The 20,699-nt window shown below is 70.7% G+C and carries 17 protein-coding genes; 11 read left to right on the forward strand and 6 right to left on the reverse strand.

Going from position 1 to position 20,699, the window contains the following annotated elements:
- The 5 genes from ACFY5C_RS03640 to ACFY5C_RS03660 all read left to right on the forward strand — a co-directional run bounded on the left by ACFY5C_RS03640 (position 1) and on the right by ACFY5C_RS03660 (position 6,990).
- Complete coding sequence (locus ACFY5C_RS03640) at positions 1–1,824, forward strand: NAD(P)H-dependent oxidoreductase subunit E (RefSeq protein WP_389439939.1); 1,824 nt, start codon at positions 1–3, stop codon at positions 1,822–1,824.
- Positions 1,821–2,681, forward strand: a complete 861-nt coding sequence (locus ACFY5C_RS03645; protein ID WP_389439941.1) for a 2Fe-2S iron-sulfur cluster-binding protein — start codon at positions 1,821–1,823, stop codon at positions 2,679–2,681. Before ACFY5C_RS03640 ends, ACFY5C_RS03645 begins: the two co-directional genes overlap by 4 nt.
- Positions 2,682–2,689: 8 nt before the next feature.
- Positions 2,690–3,538, forward strand: coding sequence for a formate dehydrogenase accessory sulfurtransferase FdhD (gene fdhD, locus ACFY5C_RS03650; protein ID WP_389439943.1), 849 nt, complete (start codon positions 2,690–2,692; stop codon positions 3,536–3,538).
- Positions 3,539–3,851: 313 nt separating this feature from the next.
- Positions 3,852–5,735: an exo-alpha-sialidase gene (locus ACFY5C_RS03655; protein ID WP_389439945.1), complete on the forward strand. Its 1,884-nt coding sequence runs from the start codon at positions 3,852–3,854 to the stop codon at positions 5,733–5,735.
- A 19-nt stretch (positions 5,736–5,754) separates the two neighbouring features.
- Positions 5,755–6,990 carry a DUF4185 domain-containing protein gene (locus tag ACFY5C_RS03660; protein ID WP_389439947.1) on the forward strand — a complete coding sequence of 412 codons (1,236 nt, stop codon included), beginning with the start codon at positions 5,755–5,757 and terminating at the stop codon, positions 6,988–6,990.
- On the opposite strand, the gene ACFY5C_RS03665 is transcribed toward ACFY5C_RS03660, so the two are convergent.
- Positions 6,926–7,966: a bile acid:sodium symporter family protein gene (locus ACFY5C_RS03665; RefSeq protein ID WP_389439949.1), complete on the reverse strand. Its 1,041-nt coding sequence runs from the start codon at positions 7,964–7,966 to the stop codon at positions 6,926–6,928. The two genes, ACFY5C_RS03660 and ACFY5C_RS03665, sit on opposite strands and share 65 nt — an antisense overlap.
- A 192-nt stretch (positions 7,967–8,158) precedes the next feature.
- On the opposite strand from ACFY5C_RS03665, the gene ACFY5C_RS03670 reads away from it, so the two are divergent.
- Positions 8,159–9,022, forward strand: a complete 864-nt coding sequence (locus tag ACFY5C_RS03670; protein ID WP_389439951.1) for a LysR substrate-binding domain-containing protein — start codon at positions 8,159–8,161, stop codon at positions 9,020–9,022.
- 13 nt (positions 9,023–9,035) lie between these two features.
- Here the strand turns inward: ACFY5C_RS03670 and ACFY5C_RS03675 are convergent, their stop codons facing one another.
- Complete coding sequence (locus ACFY5C_RS03675; protein ID WP_389440697.1) at positions 9,036–10,007, reverse strand: Lrp/AsnC family transcriptional regulator; 972 nt, start codon at positions 10,005–10,007, stop codon at positions 9,036–9,038.
- Between the two features lie 118 nt (positions 10,008–10,125).
- Between ACFY5C_RS03675 and ACFY5C_RS03680 the strand changes: the two genes are divergently transcribed.
- From ACFY5C_RS03680 to ACFY5C_RS03690, 3 genes are all read left to right on the forward strand, one after another.
- Complete coding sequence (locus tag ACFY5C_RS03680; protein WP_389439953.1) at positions 10,126–11,649, forward strand: MFS transporter; 1,524 nt, start codon at positions 10,126–10,128, stop codon at positions 11,647–11,649.
- A gap of 249 nt (positions 11,650–11,898) precedes the next feature.
- Positions 11,899–13,725 carry an AMP-dependent synthetase/ligase gene (locus ACFY5C_RS03685; RefSeq protein WP_389439955.1) on the forward strand — a complete coding sequence of 609 codons (1,827 nt, stop codon included), beginning with the start codon at positions 11,899–11,901 and terminating at the stop codon, positions 13,723–13,725.
- Between the two features lie 137 nt (positions 13,726–13,862).
- Entirely contained in the window at positions 13,863–14,651 is a 789-nt protein-coding gene (locus ACFY5C_RS03690; RefSeq protein WP_389440700.1) for an aldo/keto reductase, read from the forward strand.
- A 101-nt stretch (positions 14,652–14,752) separates the two neighbouring features.
- Here the strand turns inward: ACFY5C_RS03690 and ACFY5C_RS03695 are convergent, their stop codons facing one another.
- Positions 14,753–15,364 carry a hypothetical protein gene (locus tag ACFY5C_RS03695; protein WP_389439956.1) on the reverse strand — a complete coding sequence of 204 codons (612 nt, stop codon included), beginning with the start codon at positions 15,362–15,364 and terminating at the stop codon, positions 14,753–14,755.
- Between the two features lie 122 nt (positions 15,365–15,486).
- Here ACFY5C_RS03695 and ACFY5C_RS03700 point away from each other — a divergent pair, with 122 nt between their 5' ends.
- A complete protein-coding gene (locus tag ACFY5C_RS03700) occupies positions 15,487–16,182 on the forward strand; it encodes a glycoside hydrolase family 75 protein (protein WP_389439958.1) in 696 nt (231 codons plus the stop codon).
- Between the two features lie 17 nt (positions 16,183–16,199).
- Here ACFY5C_RS03700 and ACFY5C_RS03705 read toward each other — a convergent pair whose 3' ends face one another.
- Positions 16,200–16,901: an SDR family oxidoreductase gene (locus tag ACFY5C_RS03705; RefSeq protein WP_389439960.1), complete on the reverse strand. Its 702-nt coding sequence runs from the start codon at positions 16,899–16,901 to the stop codon at positions 16,200–16,202.
- A gap of 129 nt (positions 16,902–17,030) precedes the next feature.
- Positions 17,031–17,927, reverse strand: a complete 897-nt coding sequence (locus ACFY5C_RS03710) for a class I SAM-dependent methyltransferase (protein ID WP_389439962.1) — start codon at positions 17,925–17,927, stop codon at positions 17,031–17,033.
- 138 nt (positions 17,928–18,065) lie between these two features.
- Between ACFY5C_RS03710 and ACFY5C_RS03715 the strand changes: the two genes are divergently transcribed.
- Positions 18,066–18,836 carry a phytanoyl-CoA dioxygenase family protein gene (locus ACFY5C_RS03715; protein WP_389439964.1) on the forward strand — a complete coding sequence of 257 codons (771 nt, stop codon included), beginning with the start codon at positions 18,066–18,068 and terminating at the stop codon, positions 18,834–18,836.
- 114 nt (positions 18,837–18,950) lie between these two features.
- Here the strand turns inward: ACFY5C_RS03715 and ACFY5C_RS03720 are convergent, their stop codons facing one another.
- The gene (locus ACFY5C_RS03720; RefSeq protein ID WP_389439966.1) at positions 18,951–20,675 is read right to left on the reverse strand and encodes a glycoside hydrolase family 6 protein; all 1,725 of its coding nucleotides are present in this window, start codon (positions 20,673–20,675) and stop codon (positions 18,951–18,953) included.
- Positions 20,676–20,699: the final 24 nt, after the last annotated feature.

The following is a 20,699-nucleotide window of genomic DNA, read 5'->3' on the forward strand; positions in this document are numbered from 1 at the left end:
GTGGACCTGCACTTCGGCGACAGCAAACCGACGGACGACGAACGGGCCGCCGTCGACGCCCTGCTCGGCCCGCCGGAGTCCTCCTGGGAGGGCGCCGACCGCTCCGACGCGGACCTGAGGTGGGCCCGGGGCGGCCGGGAGGCCCGGGACCGCCGCGACCTGCTGTTGCCGGGGTTGCACGCGATCAACGACCGGATCGGCTGGATCAGCGACGGCGCCCTCGACTACCTGTGCCGGCGGCTGACCGTGCCGCCGGCGGAGGCGTACGGCGTCGCCACCTTCTACGCCATGTTCTCGGTCAAGCCGCGCCCCGCCACCGTGCTCCACGTCTGCACGGACCTCGCGTGCGCGGCGGCCGGGGCGAGCGAGCTGTGCGCCGGGATCGAGGCGCGGCTCGGCCCGGGCAGCGGAGTGAGCGTGCAGCGCAGCCCCTGTCTGGGCCTGTGCGAACGGGCTCCGGCGGCGCTCGCGATCAAGGCCGGCGATCCGGTGCGTACGGCGGTCTCGGCGCCGGCGACCGTGCACGACGCCGTCCTCGCCGCGAGCGCACCGGACTCGGCGCCCGAGGAGCCGCCGGCGGCGCTGGCGGTGCCCCAGGCCGGAGATCCCTCACTGACTCTCCTGCGGCGCGTCGGCGTCGTCGACCCGTCGTCGCTGGACGACTATCGCGCCCACGGCGGCTACACCGCCCTGCGCCGGGCCTTCGAACTGGGCCCCGCCGGAGTCATCCGCGAGGTCACCGACTCCGGCCTGGTCGGGCGTGGCGGCGCCGCCTTCCCCACGGGCCGCAAATGGCAGGCCACGGCGTCGCAGCCCGACCATCCCCACTACGTCGTCTGCAATGCCGACGAATCCGAGCCGGGCACCTTCAAGGACCGCGTGATCATGGAGGGCGACCCGTACGCGCTGGTCGAGGCCATGACCATCGCGGCGTACGCCACCGGCGCGCACCAGGGATACCTGTACCTGCGCGGCGAGTACCCACGCGCCCTGCACCGCCTGGAACACGCCCTCACTCAGGCACGCGCCCGCGGACTGCTCGGGGACGACATCCTCGGCCAGGGATACGCCTTCGACATCGAGATCCGCCGGGGGGCGGGTGCGTACATCTGCGGCGAGGAGACGGCTCTCTTCAACTCCATCGAGGGCTACCGCGGCGAGCCGCGCTCGAAGCCGCCGTTCCCGGTGGAGAAGGGCCTGTTCGGCAAGCCGACGGTCGAGAACAACGTGGAGACGCTGGTCAACGTCCTGCCGATCCTGACCATGGGAGCACCGGCGTACGCGGCGATCGGGACGGGGAGGTCCACCGGCCCGAAGCTGTTCTGCGTGTCGGGGAGTGTCGCGCGGCCGGGCATCTACGAGCTCCCGTTCGGCGCGACCCTCGGTGAGCTGCTGGAGCTGGCCGGGGCGCGGGACGGGCTGCGGGCGGTGCTGCTGGGCGGGGCGGCGGGCGGCTTCGTACGGGCCGACGAGCTGGACATCCCGCTGACCTTCGAGGGCACGCGGGAGGCGGGCACGACGCTCGGTTCGGGTGTGGTCATGGCCTTCGACGACACGGTCCCGCTGCCCAGGCTGCTGCTGCGGATCGCCGAGTTCTTCCGCGACGAGTCGTGCGGGCAGTGCGTGCCGTGCCGGGTCGGGACCGTACGGCAGGAGGAGGCGCTGCATCGGATCGTCCAGCGCACGGGTGCGGCGGCCGCCGATGACATCGCCCTGCTCAGGGAGGTCGGCCGCGCGATGCGGGACGCCTCGATCTGCGGTCTGGGGCAGACCGCGTGGAACGCCGTGGAATCCGCCATCGACCGTCTGGGGGCGTACGAATGACCGCAATACCGCTGGGGATCCCGCGCCGGGTGCTGGAGTTCACGATCGACGGCGAGCCGGTGCGCGCTCCCGAGGGCTCGACGATCCTCGACGCGTGCCGGTCCGCCGGAAAGGACGTGCCGACCCTCTGCCAAGGCGACACACTCACACCCAAGAACGCCTGCCGGGTGTGTGTCGTCGAGGTGGAGGGCTCCCGCACGCTGGTCCCGGCCTGCTCCCGCAGGGCCGAGCCCGGCATGGAGGTGCGTACCGACACTGAAAGGGCGCGTCACAGCCGTAAGGTCGTCCTCGAACTCCTCGCATCCTCGGTCGACTTGTCGACGACTCCACAAGTCGCTGAATGGATCAAGGAGTACGAGGCGAAACCGGACCGCTTCGGCCCGGACGCGGCCCGCCTGGGCGAGGAGCCCAAGGTCGACAACGATCTGTACGTGCGTGACTACGACAAGTGCATCCTCTGCTACAAGTGCGTGGACGCATGTGGCGACCAGTGGCAGAACACCTTCGCGATCTCCGTCGCAGGCCGCGGCTTCGACGCCCGGATCGCGGTCGAGCACGACGCCCCGCTGACCGATTCGGCGTGCGTGTACTGCGGGAACTGCATCGAGGTGTGCCCGACGGGGGCCCTGTCCTTCAAGTCGGAGTTCGACATGCGGGCGGCAGGCACGTGGGACGAGTCGGCGCAGACGGAGACGACCACCGTGTGCGCGTACTGCGGAGTGGGCTGCAACCTCACTCTCCACGTGCAGGACAATGAAATCGTGAAGGTCACCTCACCGCACGACAACCCGGTGACCCACGGCAATCTCTGCATCAAGGGCCGCTTCGGCTACCAGCACGTACAGAACCGGGGCTGAGACACGACATGGGACGAGTCACGGAACGACGCAAGGTGATCCGCATCCGGGACGGGGCCGTCTCCACGCGGCCGGACACGCTCGTCGCCGAGGAACCGCTCGAGATCAGGCTGAACGGCAAGCCGCTCGCGATCACCATGCGCACTCCGGGCGACGACTTCGCGCTGGCGGCGGGCTTCCTGGTCAGCGAAGGTGTCCTCGCCGAGCAGGGCGACCTGCAGAACATCGTGTACTGCGCGGGCGCCACGGAGGACGGCTCCAACACGTACAACGTGGTGGACGTGAGGACCGCGCCGGGCGTGAAGATCCCGGACATCACGCTCGAACGGAACGTCTACACGACCTCGTCCTGCGGTCTGTGCGGCAAGGCCAGCCTCGACGCGGTCCGCACGACGGCCCGCTGGCCGATAGCCGACACTCCCCCGGTCCGGGTCGAACCCGAACTGCTCGCGAGCCTCCCCGACCGGCTCCGCGCGGCCCAGCGGGTCTTCGACCGGACCGGGGGCCTGCATGCGGCAGCCCTGTTCACTCAGGACGGCGAGCTGCAGGACATCCGGGAGGACGTGGGCCGGCACAACGCGGTCGACAAGCTGGTCGGGCGTGCCCTTCAGAGCGGGGACCTGCCGCTGTCCCGGACGATCCTGCTGGTGTCGGGGCGGGCCAGTTTCGAGCTGGCGCAGAAGGCCGTGATGGCGGGGATCCCGATGCTCGCGGCGGTCTCGGCGCCCTCGTCGCTCGCGGTGGATCTGGCCGCGGAGACGGGGCTGACGCTGGTGGGCTTCCTGCGGGGCAGCTCCATGAACGTGTACGCGGGCGAGGACCGCATCGCCCTGCGGACCGCGGCCGCTCAGGGGTGACCGCCTCACCGCGACACGGTGGCGGGGCCCCGAACGGCGGGGAGCGCCCCCTGCGCCGCAGGGGCCCCGTCTCAGCCCTTTCCCCGCGTGCGGACCTCGCGCGCTCACCGAGGAGGCCTCCGAGGCCCATGTGGCCGTCGAGGCGCGGGCCAACCGAGGGAAAGCAGTACTCCATACGTGAGTGACACGTGCACGGTTCTTGTGATGTGTGCGATAGCCCAACTAACGTCTGTGACGCGCACTTTGGACGTGGGATGTCCGAATGTTCGGACGCCTGGACGCATGACCAGACGATGAAGGGGCGGGCCGCACCATGCCTTCAAGAGTTCGCGCACGTCTCAGAGCTGCCCTCGTCGCGGCCGTCGCCACACTCGCGACGGCCGCGACATTAAGTCCGGCCGAGTCCCAACCGGCCACCAAGACACCGTCGTTCGAGCAGCAGGTCCTCTTCAAGGCGTCCCAGGATCCCGGGTACGCCTGCTTCCGCATTCCGGCGATCGTGAAGTCCAAGGACGGCACGCTGCTGGCGTTCGCCGAGGGGCGGGTGCTCAACTGCGGCGACGCCGCCGACATCGACATCGTGCTCAAGCGGTCCACGGACGGCGGCCGCACCTGGGGGCCGCTCCAGGTCGTCAACGACGGCGCCGGCGACACGCACGGCAACCCGGCACCGATCGTGGACCGCGAGACCGGCCGCATCCTGCTGGCGGAAACGTACAACACCGGCCGTACGGACAGCGGCAGTTGCACCGTGCCGTGTGATCGAACCCCTCATCTGCAGTACAGCGACGACGACGGCGCCACCTGGTCCGCGCCGCGCAATCTGAGCGACCAGATACTGCCGGAGGAGTGGAACTCCTGGTACGCCACCGGCCCCGTGCACGGCATCCAGCTCACCAAGGGCAAGCACGCCGGCCGTCTCGTCTTCGGCGTCAACACCGAGACCTGGGACGGCAGTCGGGTCACCGCCAACCACGCCGCACTCATCGTCAGCGACGACGGCGGCGACAGCTGGGAAGTCGGCGCCACCGACTCCTGGCCCATCTCCGCGGCCGACGGCACCTTCCGGCAGAAGCCGTCCGAGGTGACCCTCACCGAGCGCACGGACGGCACGATCCTGATCAGCGGCCGGGAACAGGACGGCACCGATCTCGGCCATCGCAGCCAGACGTACAGCAAGGACGGCGGCTCCACCTTCACCGGCCCGTTCCGCGGCCTTGCGGACCTGTACACGCCTCAGGTCCAGGGCGCCACGCTCCGCCTGGGCAACCGGATGCTGCTGTCCGCCCCCGGCGACCCGGACCGCCGGCGGACCATGATGGTCAGGTCCTCGTACGACGGCGGCGCCACCTGGGACAGCGCGGACCGCGGCAAGGTCGTCACCAGGGACTGGTCGGGCTACTCCGACATGGTGGACGTGGACGCGTCCACGGTGGGCCTGATGTACGAGGGCGGGGCCGTCGACGCACGCGACGAGATCCGCTTCGCCCGCTTCAACGAGGACTGGCTCGGACCGCGGCGCGGCGCCGATCCGACCACCTTGGACCTCGCCCCGAGCGCACCCCGCGCGACGGTCCTCGGCGGCCCCGAGGTGACGGACGGCGTGCTCGGCAACGCCTTCGAGTTCGACGGCGACAACGACGCCGTGCGGCTGCCGTACCGGTCCAGACTCCCGCTCGGCACGGGTGAGTTCACGGTCTCACTGTTCTTCCGCTATTCCGCAGCCTCCGGCGAGCAGCCGTTCCTGTGGATGGGCGGGATCGGCAGCACCCAGCCCCAGATCTGGCTGCGAGGCGAGCCGGACAACGACCGGGTGCGCGGCCTGATCACCACCCGGGAGGGCTTCGGGACGGTGCGCACGGCATCCGTGTGGGCCGGGGACGCCCACAACGACGGCGAGTGGCACCATCTCGCGCTGCGGCGCGGCGGCGGCCGGCTGACGCTGTTCGTCGACGGCAGGGCGATCAGCACCACGGACGTGGCCGGTTCGGTCAGCCGTAACTCGCCGTTCGGCGTGCATGTCGGCCAGCGCATGGACAGCAGGGCGTTCCTGACCGGCGCGATCGACGACGTCCACGTGTGGAACCGGGCGCTCGGCGACTCGGAGCTCACAGCCGCGGCGCGGGCCCGCACGACCGGCAGGTCTTCGGCCACCTCCGACACCGTCCTGTGGCTGCCCATGGACCAAGTGCGCTGAGGCCACTAACGTCCCGGGCGTGCCCGACGACGCACGAGCACGGCAGCGCAAGGGAACCGGCCTCGGCATTCTGCTGGCCCTGGTTCTCGCAGCCGTGCTGCTCACCGCCCTCCCGGACGACGGCGAACGGGAGGGCGGTGGCGCGTGTGCACCGCAGTCCGTCACGGCCTGGTCGGCCGACGGCAGGCTCAACGGCGAGTTCTCCCGGTACGGCGACAACCCGTCCCGCACCGACGACTGGACCGGCGGTGACGGCACGCACTCGGTGCGGCTGCCGGACGGCCGCATGCTGTGGCTGTTCTCGGACACCTACCTCGGCCAGGTGTACTCGCCGCCCAACCCGTTCGGTGAGTCCCACACCTGGCGGGAAGCGACCGCTCCCCTGGTGCGCAACTCGGCGGTCGTCATGCGCGACGGACGCCTGGAGAGCACGCTGGCCGCGCCGCTCTTCCCCGACCCCGCCCCGAACCAGTGGCGCTGGCCGGTCGCGGCCCGCGTCGAGCCCCGCTCCCCCGGCTCGTCGCAGCAGGTGCTGCGGGTGCTGCTGTGGGTGCGCACGGCCGGGCAGCCGCCCTGGATCTTCGGCGTGCCCACCGCCACCGAGGTCGCCACGCTCACGCTGCCCGACCTGCGGGTCGAGTCGGTGGTGAAGGTTCTCGACCAGCAGTTGGTGCCGGACCCCTCCCGGCGTGTCCTGTTCGGGACGACGCTGGTCGAGGAGGACGGCTGGACGTATGTCTTCGGCGGCGACGACGGTCAGGCCGCGTCCCGGCCGGCCTCGCACGCGTACGTGGCGCGGGTTCCCGAGGGCAGGCTCGCCGAGCCGGGTGCCTGGCAGTACTGGAACGGCTCCGAGTGGGCCCGGGCGGGTGCCCGGCCGCGTGCGGTGCTCGGGGACGGGCAGCGCAGGGGGGTGGGGAGTGCCTTCTCGGTGGTGCGGGTGCGGGGGACGTACGTCCTGTTCACGATGGCCGCGGGCACGAAGGGGCTGACGACCGTCACCTCGTACTGGGCGTGCTCCCCCGCCGGCCCTTGGTACGGGCCGACGAAGGACTTCAGCCCGCAGCTGCCGCAGGGCGGCCAGGTCGCCGCCTACAACCCGCAGACACACCCCGAGTTGAGCGACGACGGACGCCTCGTCCTGAGCTACGACGTCAACTGGCTGGAGTCGGGCGGCGCCGCGGCGCAGCTCAGCCGGAACGTGTCCCTGTACCGACCGCGGTTCGTGACTCTGCGGCTGGCGCAGACGCGGTGACCGGGTCGGGGGCGGCGCCCGCGGCTTCGCGGGCCTCGGCGTCGCGGGCCCGGCGCTTGGCGATGACCGCGCACACCATCAGCTGCATCTGGTGGAACAGCATCAGCGGCAGGACGGCCAGCGAGGCGTGCGCGCCGAACAGGACGCTCGCCATGGGCAGCCCGGCGGCGAGGGACTTCTTCGAGCCGGCGAACTGGATCGCGATGCGGTCCTCGCGACCGAAGCGCAGCGCCTTGGCGCCGTACCAGGTCAGCAGCAGCATCACGGCCAGCAGCACCGCCTCGACGGCGAGCAGCCCGCCCAGCCGTATCGGGCTCACCTGGTGCCAGATGCCCTGGACCATGCCCGCGCTGAACGCGGTGTAGACGACCAGCAGGATCGAGCCGCGGTCGACGAGCCCGAGGACCTTTTTGTGCCGGGTCACGAAGCCGCCGATCCAGCGGCGCAGCAACTGCCCGGCGACGAACGGCACCAGCAGCTGCAGCACGATCTTGACCACCGAGTCGGCGGAGAAGCCGCCCCCACTGCCGCCGAGCACGGCCGCCGCGAGCAGCGGGGTGATGACGATGCCCACCAGCGAGGAGAAGGAGCCCGCGCAGATCGCGGCGGGCACGTTGCCCCGGGCCATCGAGGTGAAGGCGATCGACGACTGGATGGTCGACGGGACGAGCGTGAGGAAGAGCAGGCCCTGGTAGAGGGGATGGGTCAGCAGCACCGGGACGAGCCCGCGCGCCGCCAGTCCCAGCAGCGGGAACACAGCGAAGGTGCAGGCCAGGACGGTGACATGGAGCCGCCAGTGCTTCAGACCGTCCATCGCCTCACGGGTGGAAAGCCGAGCGCCGTAGAGGAAGAACAGAAAGGCGATCGCGGCCGTGGAGGCACCGGACGCCACATCGGAGGCCGTCCCGCGCGCCGGGAACAGGGCCGCGAGGCCCACGGTCCCGAGCAGCAGCAGGATGTACGGGTCGATCGGCATCCAACGCGGCCATTGCAGGCGTTTCACTGTGCTCCACTACTTCGCTGTCGTACTGGCTGTCGCTTCGCTGAACTTCGGGTTCCCGGCACGGACGTGCCCTCTCCATCGTCCTCCGGCGATCGGCGATCGGGAATCCGGCATACCACTCTGACTGTCATCACGTTTTGTGATGACCCGCGATAGGCTCAGAGCGTGTACGACCCCTCCCATCTGCGTACCTTCCTCGCGGTGGCACAGACTCTGAGCTTCACTCAGGCCGCCCGCCGTCTCGGCCTGCGCCAGTCGACCGTCAGCCAGCACGTGCGCCGCCTGGAGGACGTCACCGGCCGACCGCTGTTCACCCGGGACACGCACTCCGTGGAACTGACCGAGGACGGCGAGGCGATGCTCGGCTTCGCCCGCCGGATCCTGGAGGTGCACGAACAGGCGACGGCGTTCTTCACCGGCACCCGGCTGCGGGGCCGGCTCCGCTTCGGCGCGTCCGAGGACTTCGTCCTGACCCGGCTGCCGGAGATCCTGGAGGGCTTCCGCTACGACCACCCCGAGGTCGACCTGGAGCTGACGGTCGAACTCTCCGGCACCCTGCACGAGCAACTGGAGGCCGGGAAGCTGGACCTGGTGCTCGCCAAGCGGCGGCCGGAGGATCGTCGGGGCGACCTGGTCTGGCACGACCGGCTGGTGTGGATCGGCGCGGAGCGGCTGCGCCTGGAGCCGGAGCGTCCGGTGCCGCTGATCGTCTATCCGCCACCGGGCATCACCAGGGCGCTCGCGCTGGAGGCGCTGGAGCGGCAGGGGCGTGACTGGCGGATCGTGTGCACGAGCGGCAGCCTCAACGGGCTGATCGCGGCGGCGCGGGCCGGGCTGGGCGTGATGGCGCACTCCCGGGGGCTGATTCCGCCGGGTCTGGTGCGGGTGCCCGAGCGGTCCGGGCTGCCGGAACTGGGGCGGGTCGACTTCGTGCTGGTGCACGGCCGGCGCCGGACGGCGGCTCAGGGGGCCGCGGATGCGTTGGCGGGGGCGATTCTGGCGGGCGGGGACCGGTTGCACCGGCGTTAGCGCGCGGTGCGCTTCAGCGCGACGGGCGCTGATACGTCAGTTGCTTCACACGCCGCAGAAACACCGACGACTCCACGTGCTGCACGCCTTCCAGCCGTCCGAGGGGCCCGCTCAGATACGCGTACAGGTCCGCCGTGTTCCTCACCACCGCCGTCGCCACGATGCTGCACGGCCCCGCCGTCGCCGCGGCGTGGGCGATCTCGTCGTGGGTGGCGAGGGCCTCGCCCACCGCGGTCAGGGCGGCCGGGGTGGTGGTGATCCACAGGACTGCGCCGACCGGAAAGCCGATGGTCTCGGAGTTGTACTCCACGTCGACGTACACCGCCCCGGACGCCAGCAGCGCGGTGAGGCGGCGCTTGACCGCCGACTCCGAGCGGCCCGTGGCGCGCTGGAGTTCGGGGTAGCCGGCGCGTCCGTCGTGCTCCAGGGCGGCGACGAGAGGCTCGTCCTCCGGGTCGATGCGGGCCGGTCCGGCGGCGACGGGGCCGTTGCGCAACGCGGCCTTCTGGTCGTCGGTGAGCGTCCTGAACTTGCTGAGCCAGCCCGTCGGCCCGCCGTAGAAGCGGTGCAGTAGCTGGTAGGCCCTGATCTCCAGAACGCGCGGCGTGCGCGGCAGCTTGCCGAGCAGGAGGTCGTCCCGGTCGCCCGGGCTGCGCGGACGCGTGCCGAAGATGACCTCGGTGCCGCCGGAGGCGATGCCGATCCAGCTGGTGTCGGGCCGCTTGGCGAGGGCGTCCGCGATGGCCTGGGCGCTGTCCGGGACGCAGCGCAGCCGGAGCGTCCACTGGTCCTGGCCGAGGCGCACGGCGTCGCGCACGGCGACCACCCTGAGGCCGCCCTCGGCGCACAGTCGGCGGTAGCGGCGCGCGACGGTCTGGTCGGAGACGCCGAGCACGTCCCCGAGCCTGGCGAACGACGCCCGCGCGTTCACCTCCAGCGCGTCGAGCAGTTGCAGATCGAGCTCGTCGAAGATGTCGGATTCCATCTTCACAGCACTATCTCCTGTCGGGTTCCGGCGCTTGAACGCCTCGCAGAGCCGTGATCGCCCGCTCGCGGCCCATCGTACGGAGGCATACGCAACTCACGCAGAAGGGGATGAGGACATGCGTACCTGGGGGCCGCTCACGGCAGTGTGCCTGGGCACGTTCATGTTGTTGCTGGACGTGACGATCGCGATCGTCGCGCTGCCGGACATGGCGCGGGCGCTGGACGCTTCGCTGAGTGATCTGCAATGGGTGATGGACGGGTACGCGCTGGCCCTGGCCGCGCTGCTGCTGGGCGTGGGGGCCGCGGCCGACGTGCTGGGGCGGCGGCGCGTGCATGTCGCCGGGGTGGTCGTCTTCGCGGTGGCGTCGCTGCTGTGCGGGCTGGCGACCGGACCGGGGATGCTGGTCGCCGCCCGGGGACTGCAGGGCATCGGCGCGGCGGCCATGTTCGCCACGACGCTGCCGCTGCTCGGCTCCGTCTACCAGGGCAAGCGGCGATCGGTCGCGCTCGGTGTGTGGGGCGCGGTCAGCGGGGCGGCGGCCGCGGTGGGGCCGATCGCCGGCGGACTGCTCACCGACGGGCCGGGCTGGCGGTGGATCTTCTACGTCAATCTGCCGGTGAGCGTCGCTGCCGTGTGGTTGACGCTGCGGGTGGTGCCCGAGTCGCGGGGCGCGCGGGGTCGCCGTATCGACTGGGCGGGCACGGTGACGTTCGTGGCGTTCGCGGGGGCCCTGACGTACGGGGCCGTGCGGGCCGGAGGCCATGGGTGGGGCGAGACAGGGACGCTGGTGTGGTTCGCCGCGGCGGCGTCGGCGCTGGTCTGCTTCCTCGTGGTGGAGCGGCGGGTCGCCGATCCGCTGCTGGATCCGCGGCTGTTCCTGCGGCCGGCGTTCTCGGGGGTGATGGCGGGCGCTCTCGCCTTCAACGCGGCGGCGTTCGGTGCCATGGCGTACACCTCGATCTGGTTGCAGACCCTGCTGGGGATGAGCGCGGTGCGCGGCGGGGCCGTCTTCCTGTGGCTGTCGCTGGCGTCGTTCGTGGTGGCGGCGGCCGGCGGGCGGCTGCTTCACGGGGTGCCGGCGCGGCTCACCATCGGCGTCGGACTGCTGCTGATCGGGGCGGGCCAGTACTGCATGGCGGTGCTGGACGCCGGCTCGACGGCGAGCGCCCTGATACCGGGCCTGGTGCTGGTGGGTGCCGGTACGGGGCTGGTGTCGCCCGGTCTCGCGGGTGCGGCGCTGGCCGCCGTACCACCGGAGCGGGCCGGTATGGCGGGCGGTGCGGTGAACACCTTCCGGCAGCTGGGGTACGCCCTGGGCATCGCCCTGTTCGGCACGGTGCTGACCTCACGGATGCAGGACACGCTGCCCGCGGATGCGGCCCACACCCTCGCGGGCGGCGGTGCCGGGGCGCTGCGGGACGTCTTCGGGGAGGGCGTGCTGCGCGCCGCTTTCGCCGGCGGGCTGGACGCGGTGGCGGTGGTGGCGGGCTCGACGGCGGCCGTGGCCGGGGGGCTGGTCCTCGCGCTGGTCAGGAGGCCGACCGCGACCGAGACCGGGGTGACACCTCCAGCCCCTCGCACGCTGACGGAGGAGGCGACGGAGGAACCGGCCCAGGAGACGACGGCACGCAGGGGATGACATGATCAACAGGGCCCTTACCGCGTAATCCAGTCGTACAGATTCGGTGGAGATTACGGGCCCGAAACTTACTCAACCGTCAGTTTTCTGTCCGACCCTTCCCTATGTGAGCGCATTTTCCGGCGTTGACCAGTGCATACCTGAGCGCCCGGCGATTTCCGGCCCCCTCCCGTCCGAAACGCGGTTGGGGTAGCTTTCACGGCGCTGCGCGGAGCGTCAGCCGAGGCCATTCGGAGCGGGGAGCGGGGTTTGCGCGAGTTCACCAACCCTCCGTTGGCGTTGGCACCGCCGGTGGGCGGCCTGGCCGACGTCGTCTTCCAGCATGCCCAGGAGGACCCGCTCCACGTCGCCCTCGGCCGCAAGGACGACAGCGGGCACTGGCGGGACGTCACCGCCGCCGAGTTCCGGGACGAGGTGCTCGCCCTCGCCAAGGGCCTTCTCGCCCGCGGCATCCGGTTCGGCGACCGGGTCGCGATCATGTCCCGCACCCGGTACGAGTGGACGCTCTTCGACTTCGCACTGTGGACGATCGGCGCCCAGGTGGTGCCGATCTACCCCACCTCCTCGGCCGAGCAGTGCTTCTGGACGCTGTACGACGCCGAGGTGTCGGCCGCGGTCGTGGAGCACGAGGACCACGCGATGACGATCGCCACGGTCATCGACCGGCTGCCGCGGCTGCACCAGCTGTGGCAGCTCGACTCGGGCGCGGTGCAGGAGCTGTACGACGCCGGCGCCCACCTCGACGACGAGGTGGTCCACCGCCACCGGCAGGCGGTCACGCCTGACTCGATCGCGACGATCATCTACACCTCGGGCACGACCGGCCGCCCCAAGGGCTGTGTCATCTCGCACGGCAACTTCATGTACGAGACGGACACGGTCATCGAGCGCTGGGAGCCGGTCTTCCACTCCAAGAAGGGCGACGAAGCGGCGACTTTGCTGTTCCTGCCGCTCGCGCACGTCTTCGGGCGGATGGTGCAGGTCGCCGCGATCCGCGGCAAGGTCCGCTTCGGCCACCAGCCGCAGATGAACGCGGCCGCCCTGCTGCCGGACCTCGCCGCGTTCAAGCCGACGTTCTTCCTCGCGGTGCCGTACATCTTCGAGAAGGTCTTCAACGCCGCCCGCCGCAAGGCCGAGAAGGAAGGCAGGTCCGGCCCCTTCGAGAAGGCCGTCGAGGTCGCCGTGAAGTACGCGGACGCCGTGGAGGCCAAGGCATGGGGCATCGGCCCCGGTCCGTCCGCCGGTCTGCGTATGCAGCACCAGCTCTTCGACAAGCTCGTCTACTCCAAGCTGCGGGCCGCGATGGGCGGCCGGATCAAGCAGGCGATGACCGGCGGTTCGGCGATGGACCGGCGCCTCGGGCTGTTCTTCGCGGGCGCCGGCGTCCACGTCTACGAGGGGTACGGCCTCACCGAGTCCACGGCGGCCGCGACCGCCAACCCGCCCTATCGCACCCGCTACGGCACCGTCGGGCAGCCCATCCCGGGCACGACCGTGCACATCGCGGACGACGGCGAGGTCTGGCTGCACGGCGGCAACGTCTTCCAGGGCTATCTCAACAACCAGAAGGCCACCGACGAGGCCCTGCACGACGGCTGGCTGGCCACCGGTGACCTCGGGTCCCTCGACGAGGACGGCTACCTCACCATCACGGGCCGCAAGAAGGAGATCCTGGTCACATCCGGCGGCAAGAGCGTCTCGCCGGGGGTGCTGGAGGAGCGCGTCCGCGACCACCCGCTGGTCTCCCAGTGCATCGTCGTCGGCAACGACCGCCCCTACATCGCGGCCCTGGTCACCCTCGACCAGGAAGCAGTCGAGCACTGGCTGATGATGCGCGACAAACCCCAGATGACCCCGGCCCAACTGGTCCGCGACGCCGACCTGGAGACCGAGGTGCGGCGCGCGGTCGTCGCCGCCAACACCCTTGTCTCGCAGGCCGAGTCGATCCGTACGTTCCGTATCCTCGCGCAGCCGTTCACCGAGGAGCACGGACTGCTCACGCCGTCGCTGAAGTTGAAGCGCAAGGCGATCGAGAACGCGTACTCGGGTGAGGTCGACGCGTTGTACCAGGCGTGAGTCCTGCCTTTTTCTCCGGTCCGGAATGCATGGGCGCCCGTGATCGTTGACGATGGTGAGTACCACCTGACGACAACCGTAAGGATCAAGAGCTCGTGAGCAAGGTCCCCCCGATCATCCTCAACAACGGCGTCGAGATGCCCCAGCTGGGCTTCGGTGTCTGGCAGGTGTCGGACGACGAGGCCGAGCAGGCGGTCGCGACGGCGCTGGAGGCCGGGTACCGCAGCATCGACACAGCGGCGATCTACGGCAACGAGGAGGGCACCGGCAAGGCCATCGCCGCCTCCGGCGTCCCCCGCGAGGACATCTTCGTCACCACCAAGCTCTGGAACAGCGACCAGGGTTACGACGCCACGCTGCGCGCCTTCGAGGTGTCGCTGGAGAAGCTCGGCCTGGACTACGTGGACCTGTACCTCATCCACTGGCCGCTGCCGGCCCGGGGCACCTACGTCGACACCTACAAGGCGTTCGAGAAGCTCCACGCCGACGGCCGCGTCCGCGCGATCGGTGTCTCCAACTTCCTTCCGGAGCACCTTCAGCGCCTGATCGACGAGACGTCCGTCATCCCCGCGGTCAACCAGATCGAGCTGCACCCGCATCTGCAGCAGCGCGACTCCCGCGCGTTCCACGCCGAGCAGGGCATCGCCACCGAGGCCTGGTCGCCGCTCGGCCAGGGCAAGGGTCTGCTGGAGGTACCGGCGATCGTCGCCATCGCCCAGAAGCACGGCCGCACCCCGGCGCAGGTCGTACTGCGCTGGCACCTGCAACTGGACAACGTCGTGATCCCGAAGTCCGTGACACCGTCGCGGATCAAGGAGAACATCGGGGTCTTCGACTTCAGCCTGGACGACGAGGACCTCGCGGCGATCAGCGCGCTGAACGAGGACCGCCGGCTCGGTCCGGACCCGGCGACGTTCGACGCCTGACATCCGCTTCAGCCACACGTCCGTTTCAGTACGGCACTCCGCCCGCCGCTCAGCTGTATGAGCGGCGGGCGGACGCGTACGCATCGCCCCGGTCGCCGACCTCAGTCACCGCGCACGTCGGTGTGGACGACCTCGAACTCCTCCAGCCCGATCACGGACACATGCGCCTTGGCCGCGCCCTCGCTCCGGGCCCCCGCCTGACCGGCTCGGGACGCCGCGAGGGACGTCTGGTCGACGAAGACCGCTGCGGCGATCCCGCGCCCGCGCTCCCGGTCGACCATCAGGGACGCCCTGGCCAGCCCGGGGAGCGTCTCCAGCTTGGGCACCACCGTCGCCCGGAACGTGTCGGCGAGCAGATCCGTGTCCATCGGGTCGAACTCCAGCCTGGTGAGCCGCAGTCCACCGCCCGCCTGTGGCTGCCGGACCTGATGGAAGACCAGCGCCTCGTAGTTGTCGACCGCCACGGTCCCCGCGAACGGCTCCAGCATCGCGGCCCGCCGCTCGCGCAGCACCTCGTCGCTGTTGCGGCGGGCCTGCTCCGACTCCCACCAGCTCGCTGCGAGCAGTTTCCCGAGCACCCGGTCCACGAAGACACTCGCTCCCCGGTATCCCGGACGGTCCTCCAGCAGGTCGCGCCCCTCTGTGTTCATCGCCCTGATGGCCATGTCGATCTTCGCGGGATCACCGGTCGTGTAGACAGCGCGTACGAACATGACACCTCCCGGAAATCCGGGCATATACGAACTTTCCTGTACACCCAGTCTTCTACTGGGGGCATGGCGTCGCAATCAGCCATCAGTAAGGAAAATTTCCCGACGGAAGGGCCACCCTCACCGTGCGCACCCGAAGACTGACCCTCGCAGTGGCCGCCGGAGCCGCACTGCTCGCCACCGCGGCGCTTCCCGCCGACGCGCGGCCGGCAGAACCCGAGGAAGCAGGCGTGACCGCGGCCGACCTGCTGGCGAAGGTGACGTCCTGCTCGCAGATCTCGAAGGGCAAGTACCGCACCGACCAGGCCACCCCGGCCAGCGTCCCCGTCTGCGGCACGAAGAATGCCGTCTTCTGGACGGCCGACATGGACATCGACTGCGACGGCCGGCGCACCGAGATCTGCAACGAGACCACCGACCCCTGGTTCCTGCCGGACACGGCGTTCCACCAGTCCGACGGCAAGCCCCTGCGGTCCGACACGCTGCCGTACGTCGTCGTCCCCAGCCCCAGCGGCACCTGGGACTACCAGGCCGCCGGCATCGAGGGCGGCGGCGTGGCGGCGGTCGTCCACGACGACCAGGTCCTGTACGCCGTGGTCGGCGACACCGGCCCGGAGGAGATCATCGGCGAGGCCTCCTACGCCGCCGCCGAGGCGCTCGGCATCGACCCCGACCCGGCCACCGGCGGGGCCGCCTCCGGCGTGACGTACATCCTCTTCAGGAACTCGCAGGTCTCGCCCATCGAGAGCCACAGCGCCGCGGCCGCGCTGGGCGAGAAGCTGGCGAAGGAGTTCGTCGGGGACGCAGATGATCCCCGGTGACCGATCCGGGGATCAGGTCAGTTGGGCTGTCCGAGGGGCCGTACGACGACGGTGTTGACGTCCACACCGTCGGGCTGCCGGACGGCCCACACCACCGAGTCGGCGATCTGGTCGGCGGTCAGCAGATGCCCGGGCGGCAGACTGCCGTACGAGTCCCAGAAGGGTGTCTCGACCCGGCCCGGGGCGATATGGGTCACGCCGATACCCCAGTCGGTGACCTGCCGCCGGGTGTTCTCGGCGAGCCCGGTCACCGCCCACTTCGTCGCCCCGTAGATGTTCCCCGGCCCGGGCACGAACCCGGCGACGCTGCCGACGAGGACGATACGGCCGCGGGTCTCCTTGAGGGCGTCGACGGAGGCGCGGATCAGCAGGGCCGGGCCGAGGACGTTGGTCAGCACCATCTCGGTCCAGCCGGACGGGTCGCCCTCGGCGACCGAGTCATGGGTCGCGAAGCCCGCGTTGGCGACGACCGTGTCCAGTCGGCCGAACGCCTTGAGCGTGGTCTCGACGGCCGCCTGGACGTCGCCGTAGTCGGCCGCGTTCCCGACGACGGTCAGCAGACCCTCCGGATCCCCGAGCCCCTGCGCGAAGCCACGAAGCCGCGCCTCGCCCCGGCCGGTGACGGTGACCCGGTATCCGGCCTCCAGCAGCTGCCGAGCGACCGCGGCGCCGATACCGCTGCCACCGCCGGTGATCAGCGCGACGGGTGAGTCGGTCATGGTGGTCCCCCTGTGTGTCGTGCCGTATGACGTTCTGTGTCCCGTGCGGACGGAGGGGAGTCCATCACTTGGAGAGCTCTCGAAGTCAAGGCACCGAGGAGGGGGACGAGCGGCAGGCGCCGGCCGTTGTCACTTCGTCCGTACGGCCGTGTAGACCGTCTGCGCCGCCAGCACGAACAGATCCGGCCGGTGATACACGCTCGCCCTGTCGTCCGGGTCGAGGAGCCGGTCGAGGGTCGCGCGGTCCTCGGCGTCGAGGTGGTCGCCGATGCCGTCGCGGGTGCGGGTCAGGGTGGCGACGACGTAGGCGCGGGCGCGGTCCGTGGTCGGAGCCGGCAGGTCGAGGAGGAAGGTGCGGGTGCCGCTCGGCCTGAGGCCGGCCGCGGCGAGCAGGGCGGGCCAGTCCTCGGTCTCCACGACCGTGCCGGGCAGGTCCGCGCGCATCGCGGCGAACCACTCCTCCTCCAGCGCGTCGAGGCGCGACTGCAGCCCGGGCCGCCCGAAGCCGACGTCGCGCGGCAGGAACCGGGCCGACAGGCCACCCTCCTGAAGCGCGAGCGTGCCGCCGAGGGCGAGGCGGGAGGCGAACGCGGCGATGGCGGCGCGCTGGTCGCCGAGGTGATGCAGGGTGCGGCCGACCCACAGCAGATCGGCGGGGTAGTCCAAGTCGTCCAGCACGTCCGGGAGTTCACCGGCGAGGGTGCCGAAGCGGTCGGCGACACCGAGCCGCCCGGCACGCGCGCCGGCCCGCTCGAGGAGCGGCTCGGAGGCGTCGACGGCGACGACCCTGGCGCCGGGGAAGGTGTCGGCGAGCAGGCAGGCGATGACGCCGGGACCGCTGCCCGCGTCGACGATCAGCCCCGGTTCGGTCTGCCGCTTGGCCAGCCAGGCCATCGTGTGCTCGTAGAGGGGCGTGAACAGCTCCGCCTGCGCCTCCAGCTCCGGGCCCATCTCGGCCCAGTCGACGTCGGTGTGGTCGTGGTGGTGGTGACCGGCGTGCCGGTCCGGGTGGTGGTTGTGCGCCATGCTCGTCAGCCTCTCCTTCGGATGAGGCCAGCGTGCGCCGACGCACCGCCGCGGGGCCACTGTCGTTGCCGGAACGGCAACAATGCGCGGCAAAAAAATGGGGTGCGGCGGCCATCGCCGGTCCCCCACGATGGCTCGATGGACGACGAGATGGTGGAGCGCTTCCTCGAGGACGGGTTCGTGAGGATCGAAGGCGCCTTCCCGCCGCGCGTCGCCGAGCACTGCGAGCGGCTGCTGTGGCGGGAGACGGGGTACGACCCTCAGGACCCGACCACCTGGAAGGACCCCGTGCACTGGGTGTACGACATGGCACAGGGCCCGTTCGCAGCCGCCGTCAACACCCCCGCCCTGCACGAGGCCTTCGACGTGCTGGTGGGTGAGGACCGCTGGCAGTCGCGCTACTCGCTGGGCAGTTTCCCGCTGCGGTTCCCGCACGAGGAGGAACCGGACGACGCGGGCTGGCACATCGAGGGCAGCTACGTGCCCGACGGTGCCGAGCACCCGCACACGAACGTGCGCTCGAAGGACCGTGCGCTGCTCATGCTGTTCCTGTTCAGCGAGGTCACCGAGGACAACGCCCCCACCCGCATCCGGGTCGGCTCGCATCTCGACGTACCCCCGGTCCTGGCGCCGTACGGCGAGGCCGGTGCGTCCTTCCTGGAGCTCGGCCCGAAGGTCGCCGAAGCCTGCGCGCACCGCCGGCTCGCCCACGCCACCGGCCGCCCCGGTGACGTCTACCTCTGCCACCCCTTCCTGGTCCACGCGTCCCAGCCGAACCACGGCACGCGCCCCCGCTTCATGGCGCAGCCACCGCTGCATCCGGCGGTGCCGCTGGAGCTGGACCGGGCCGACGGGGACTACTCGGCGGTGGAGTTCGCCATCCGCCGGGGCCTGGCCAGAGAGGACTGACCGGACCCCGGCGGCCTACCGCGCCCCTGAGGGGGGCGCGGGGCTGCATCCGATATGCGGCTCCGCCGCGCGGGCGCGACCGGCCACAGACGGCCCGCAGCCGAAGTCACCGCACTACGACAACGGCGGGTAGGCGTTCTGCATCAGCTGCTGGAACTGCGCCGAGAACCAGTGCCCCGACAGCGGAGCGTTGGGCAGCGCTCCGGACAGGTTGTTGCCGTTGCGCGGGTTGCCCGTGTAGGTCGGGTCGCACATCCGGTCGAACCCCTTGCCCTCGTCGTTCGGGATCTCCCGGCTGGCACCGTCGGACTCCCCCGGCGGCTTGATCCATACGTACGCGTCGATCCCGGCCGCGGGACTGGCCTGCGGGCGCTCGCCGAGTCCGGCGCCGGACTGGTTGCACCAGTTGCCGACGTGGATGCGACGGTCGTAGCGGCCGCCGTTGACGTACGTGTCGACGTCGGTCGTCGCGCCCGGACCGGCGGGTCGTGCGCTGCCGCCCCAGCCGTTCCTGGACGTGTCGATCAGCATGCCGATGCCGGAGTTGAAGCCGGTCGTGACGAGCTGGTTGCGGAAGCCCTGCGCGAAGGACAGCTCGTCGGTGTAGCGGTTCCAGTCGACCCACTTCGACTCGCGGACGGACTTGCCGCCGACGGTGTCGTTGATGGTGAAGTTGTTCTCCTTCAGGGCGCTGTAGTTGGCCGTGTTGGCGATGAATCCGTGCACGTCGTCGACGGTGGCGCCCTCCGAGGTGGCCGCCTCCTTCATCACGGCGGCGCTGGCGGCGAAGTTGTCGTCCCAGCCGATCCAGCCGTGGTGCCCGGCGTCGATGTAGTTGTAGACGTTGGCCGCGTCGCCGAGCTTGTTCAGGGCGTAGCCGACGCCCTTCTGGTAGTTCCCGTTGGCCTTCATCACGTCGCACTGCGGGGTGGCCGTGGGCCGGCTTCCGGTGTTGGTGACCAGGTTGGGCAGCGAGTCGATCTCGATGGTCGTCACGATCCGCAGCGAGGCGTACTTCGGGTCGGCGAGGATCGCGGCGATCGGGTCGATGTACTCGGTCTTGTACCGGCCGAGCTCCGTCGGGCCGAGCTCACCGTTGGAGGCGAGTGCCGCGCAGTCACGTCCGGGCAGGTTGTAGATCACCAGCTGGACGACGAGCTCGCCGGAGCCCTTCTGGGTCAGGGCCTCGTCGAGGTGGTCGCGCAGGCCCATGCCGCCGTTGACGCCGTTGATGGCGGCGATGCGGTCGAGCCAGACGCCGGTCGGCTGGTTCGCGATCCGGCTGCCGCCCGGCTCGGCGGCGGCCTTCGCGGACCACTGCGGGTTCACGTACACCTTGGCGCCGGAGTACGGGTTGTCGACCTTCGGGCCGGTCGGACCGGGATCGGTCGGGTCGGTGGGATCCGTGGGGCCGGATCCGTCGTCGACGTTGCAGGTCACACCGTCGAGAGTGAAGGTGGCCGGGACGGCGTTGCTGCCGCCGTAGGAGCCCTGGAAGCCGAAGCTGACCGAACCGCCCGTCGACAGGGTCCCGTTGTAGGTCTCGTTGGTGGCGGTGACGGCCGCGCCGCTCTGGCTGATCCTGGCGTTCCAGCCGCTGGTGACCTTCTGGTTTCCGGCGTACGACCACTTCACCGACCAGTTGGACTTGGCGGCGCCCTGGTTGGTGACCGTCACGGCGGCGGTGAAGCCGGTGTCCCACTGGTTCTGCACCTTGTAGTCGACGGTGCAGGGGACGGCGGCCGTGCCGATTGCGCCCGGGTCCGCGGCGAGCGCGGTCCCCGAGGCCCCGGCGACCAGCGCCAGGGCAGCGAACATCGCAGTTCTGGTACGAGTCATGAGTGCGGGTTCCTTCTTGGTTGC

The organism is Streptomyces sp. NPDC012935 (genome assembly GCF_042900345.1).
In the GTDB taxonomy this organism is placed as follows: domain Bacteria; phylum Actinomycetota; class Actinomycetes; order Streptomycetales; family Streptomycetaceae; genus Streptomyces.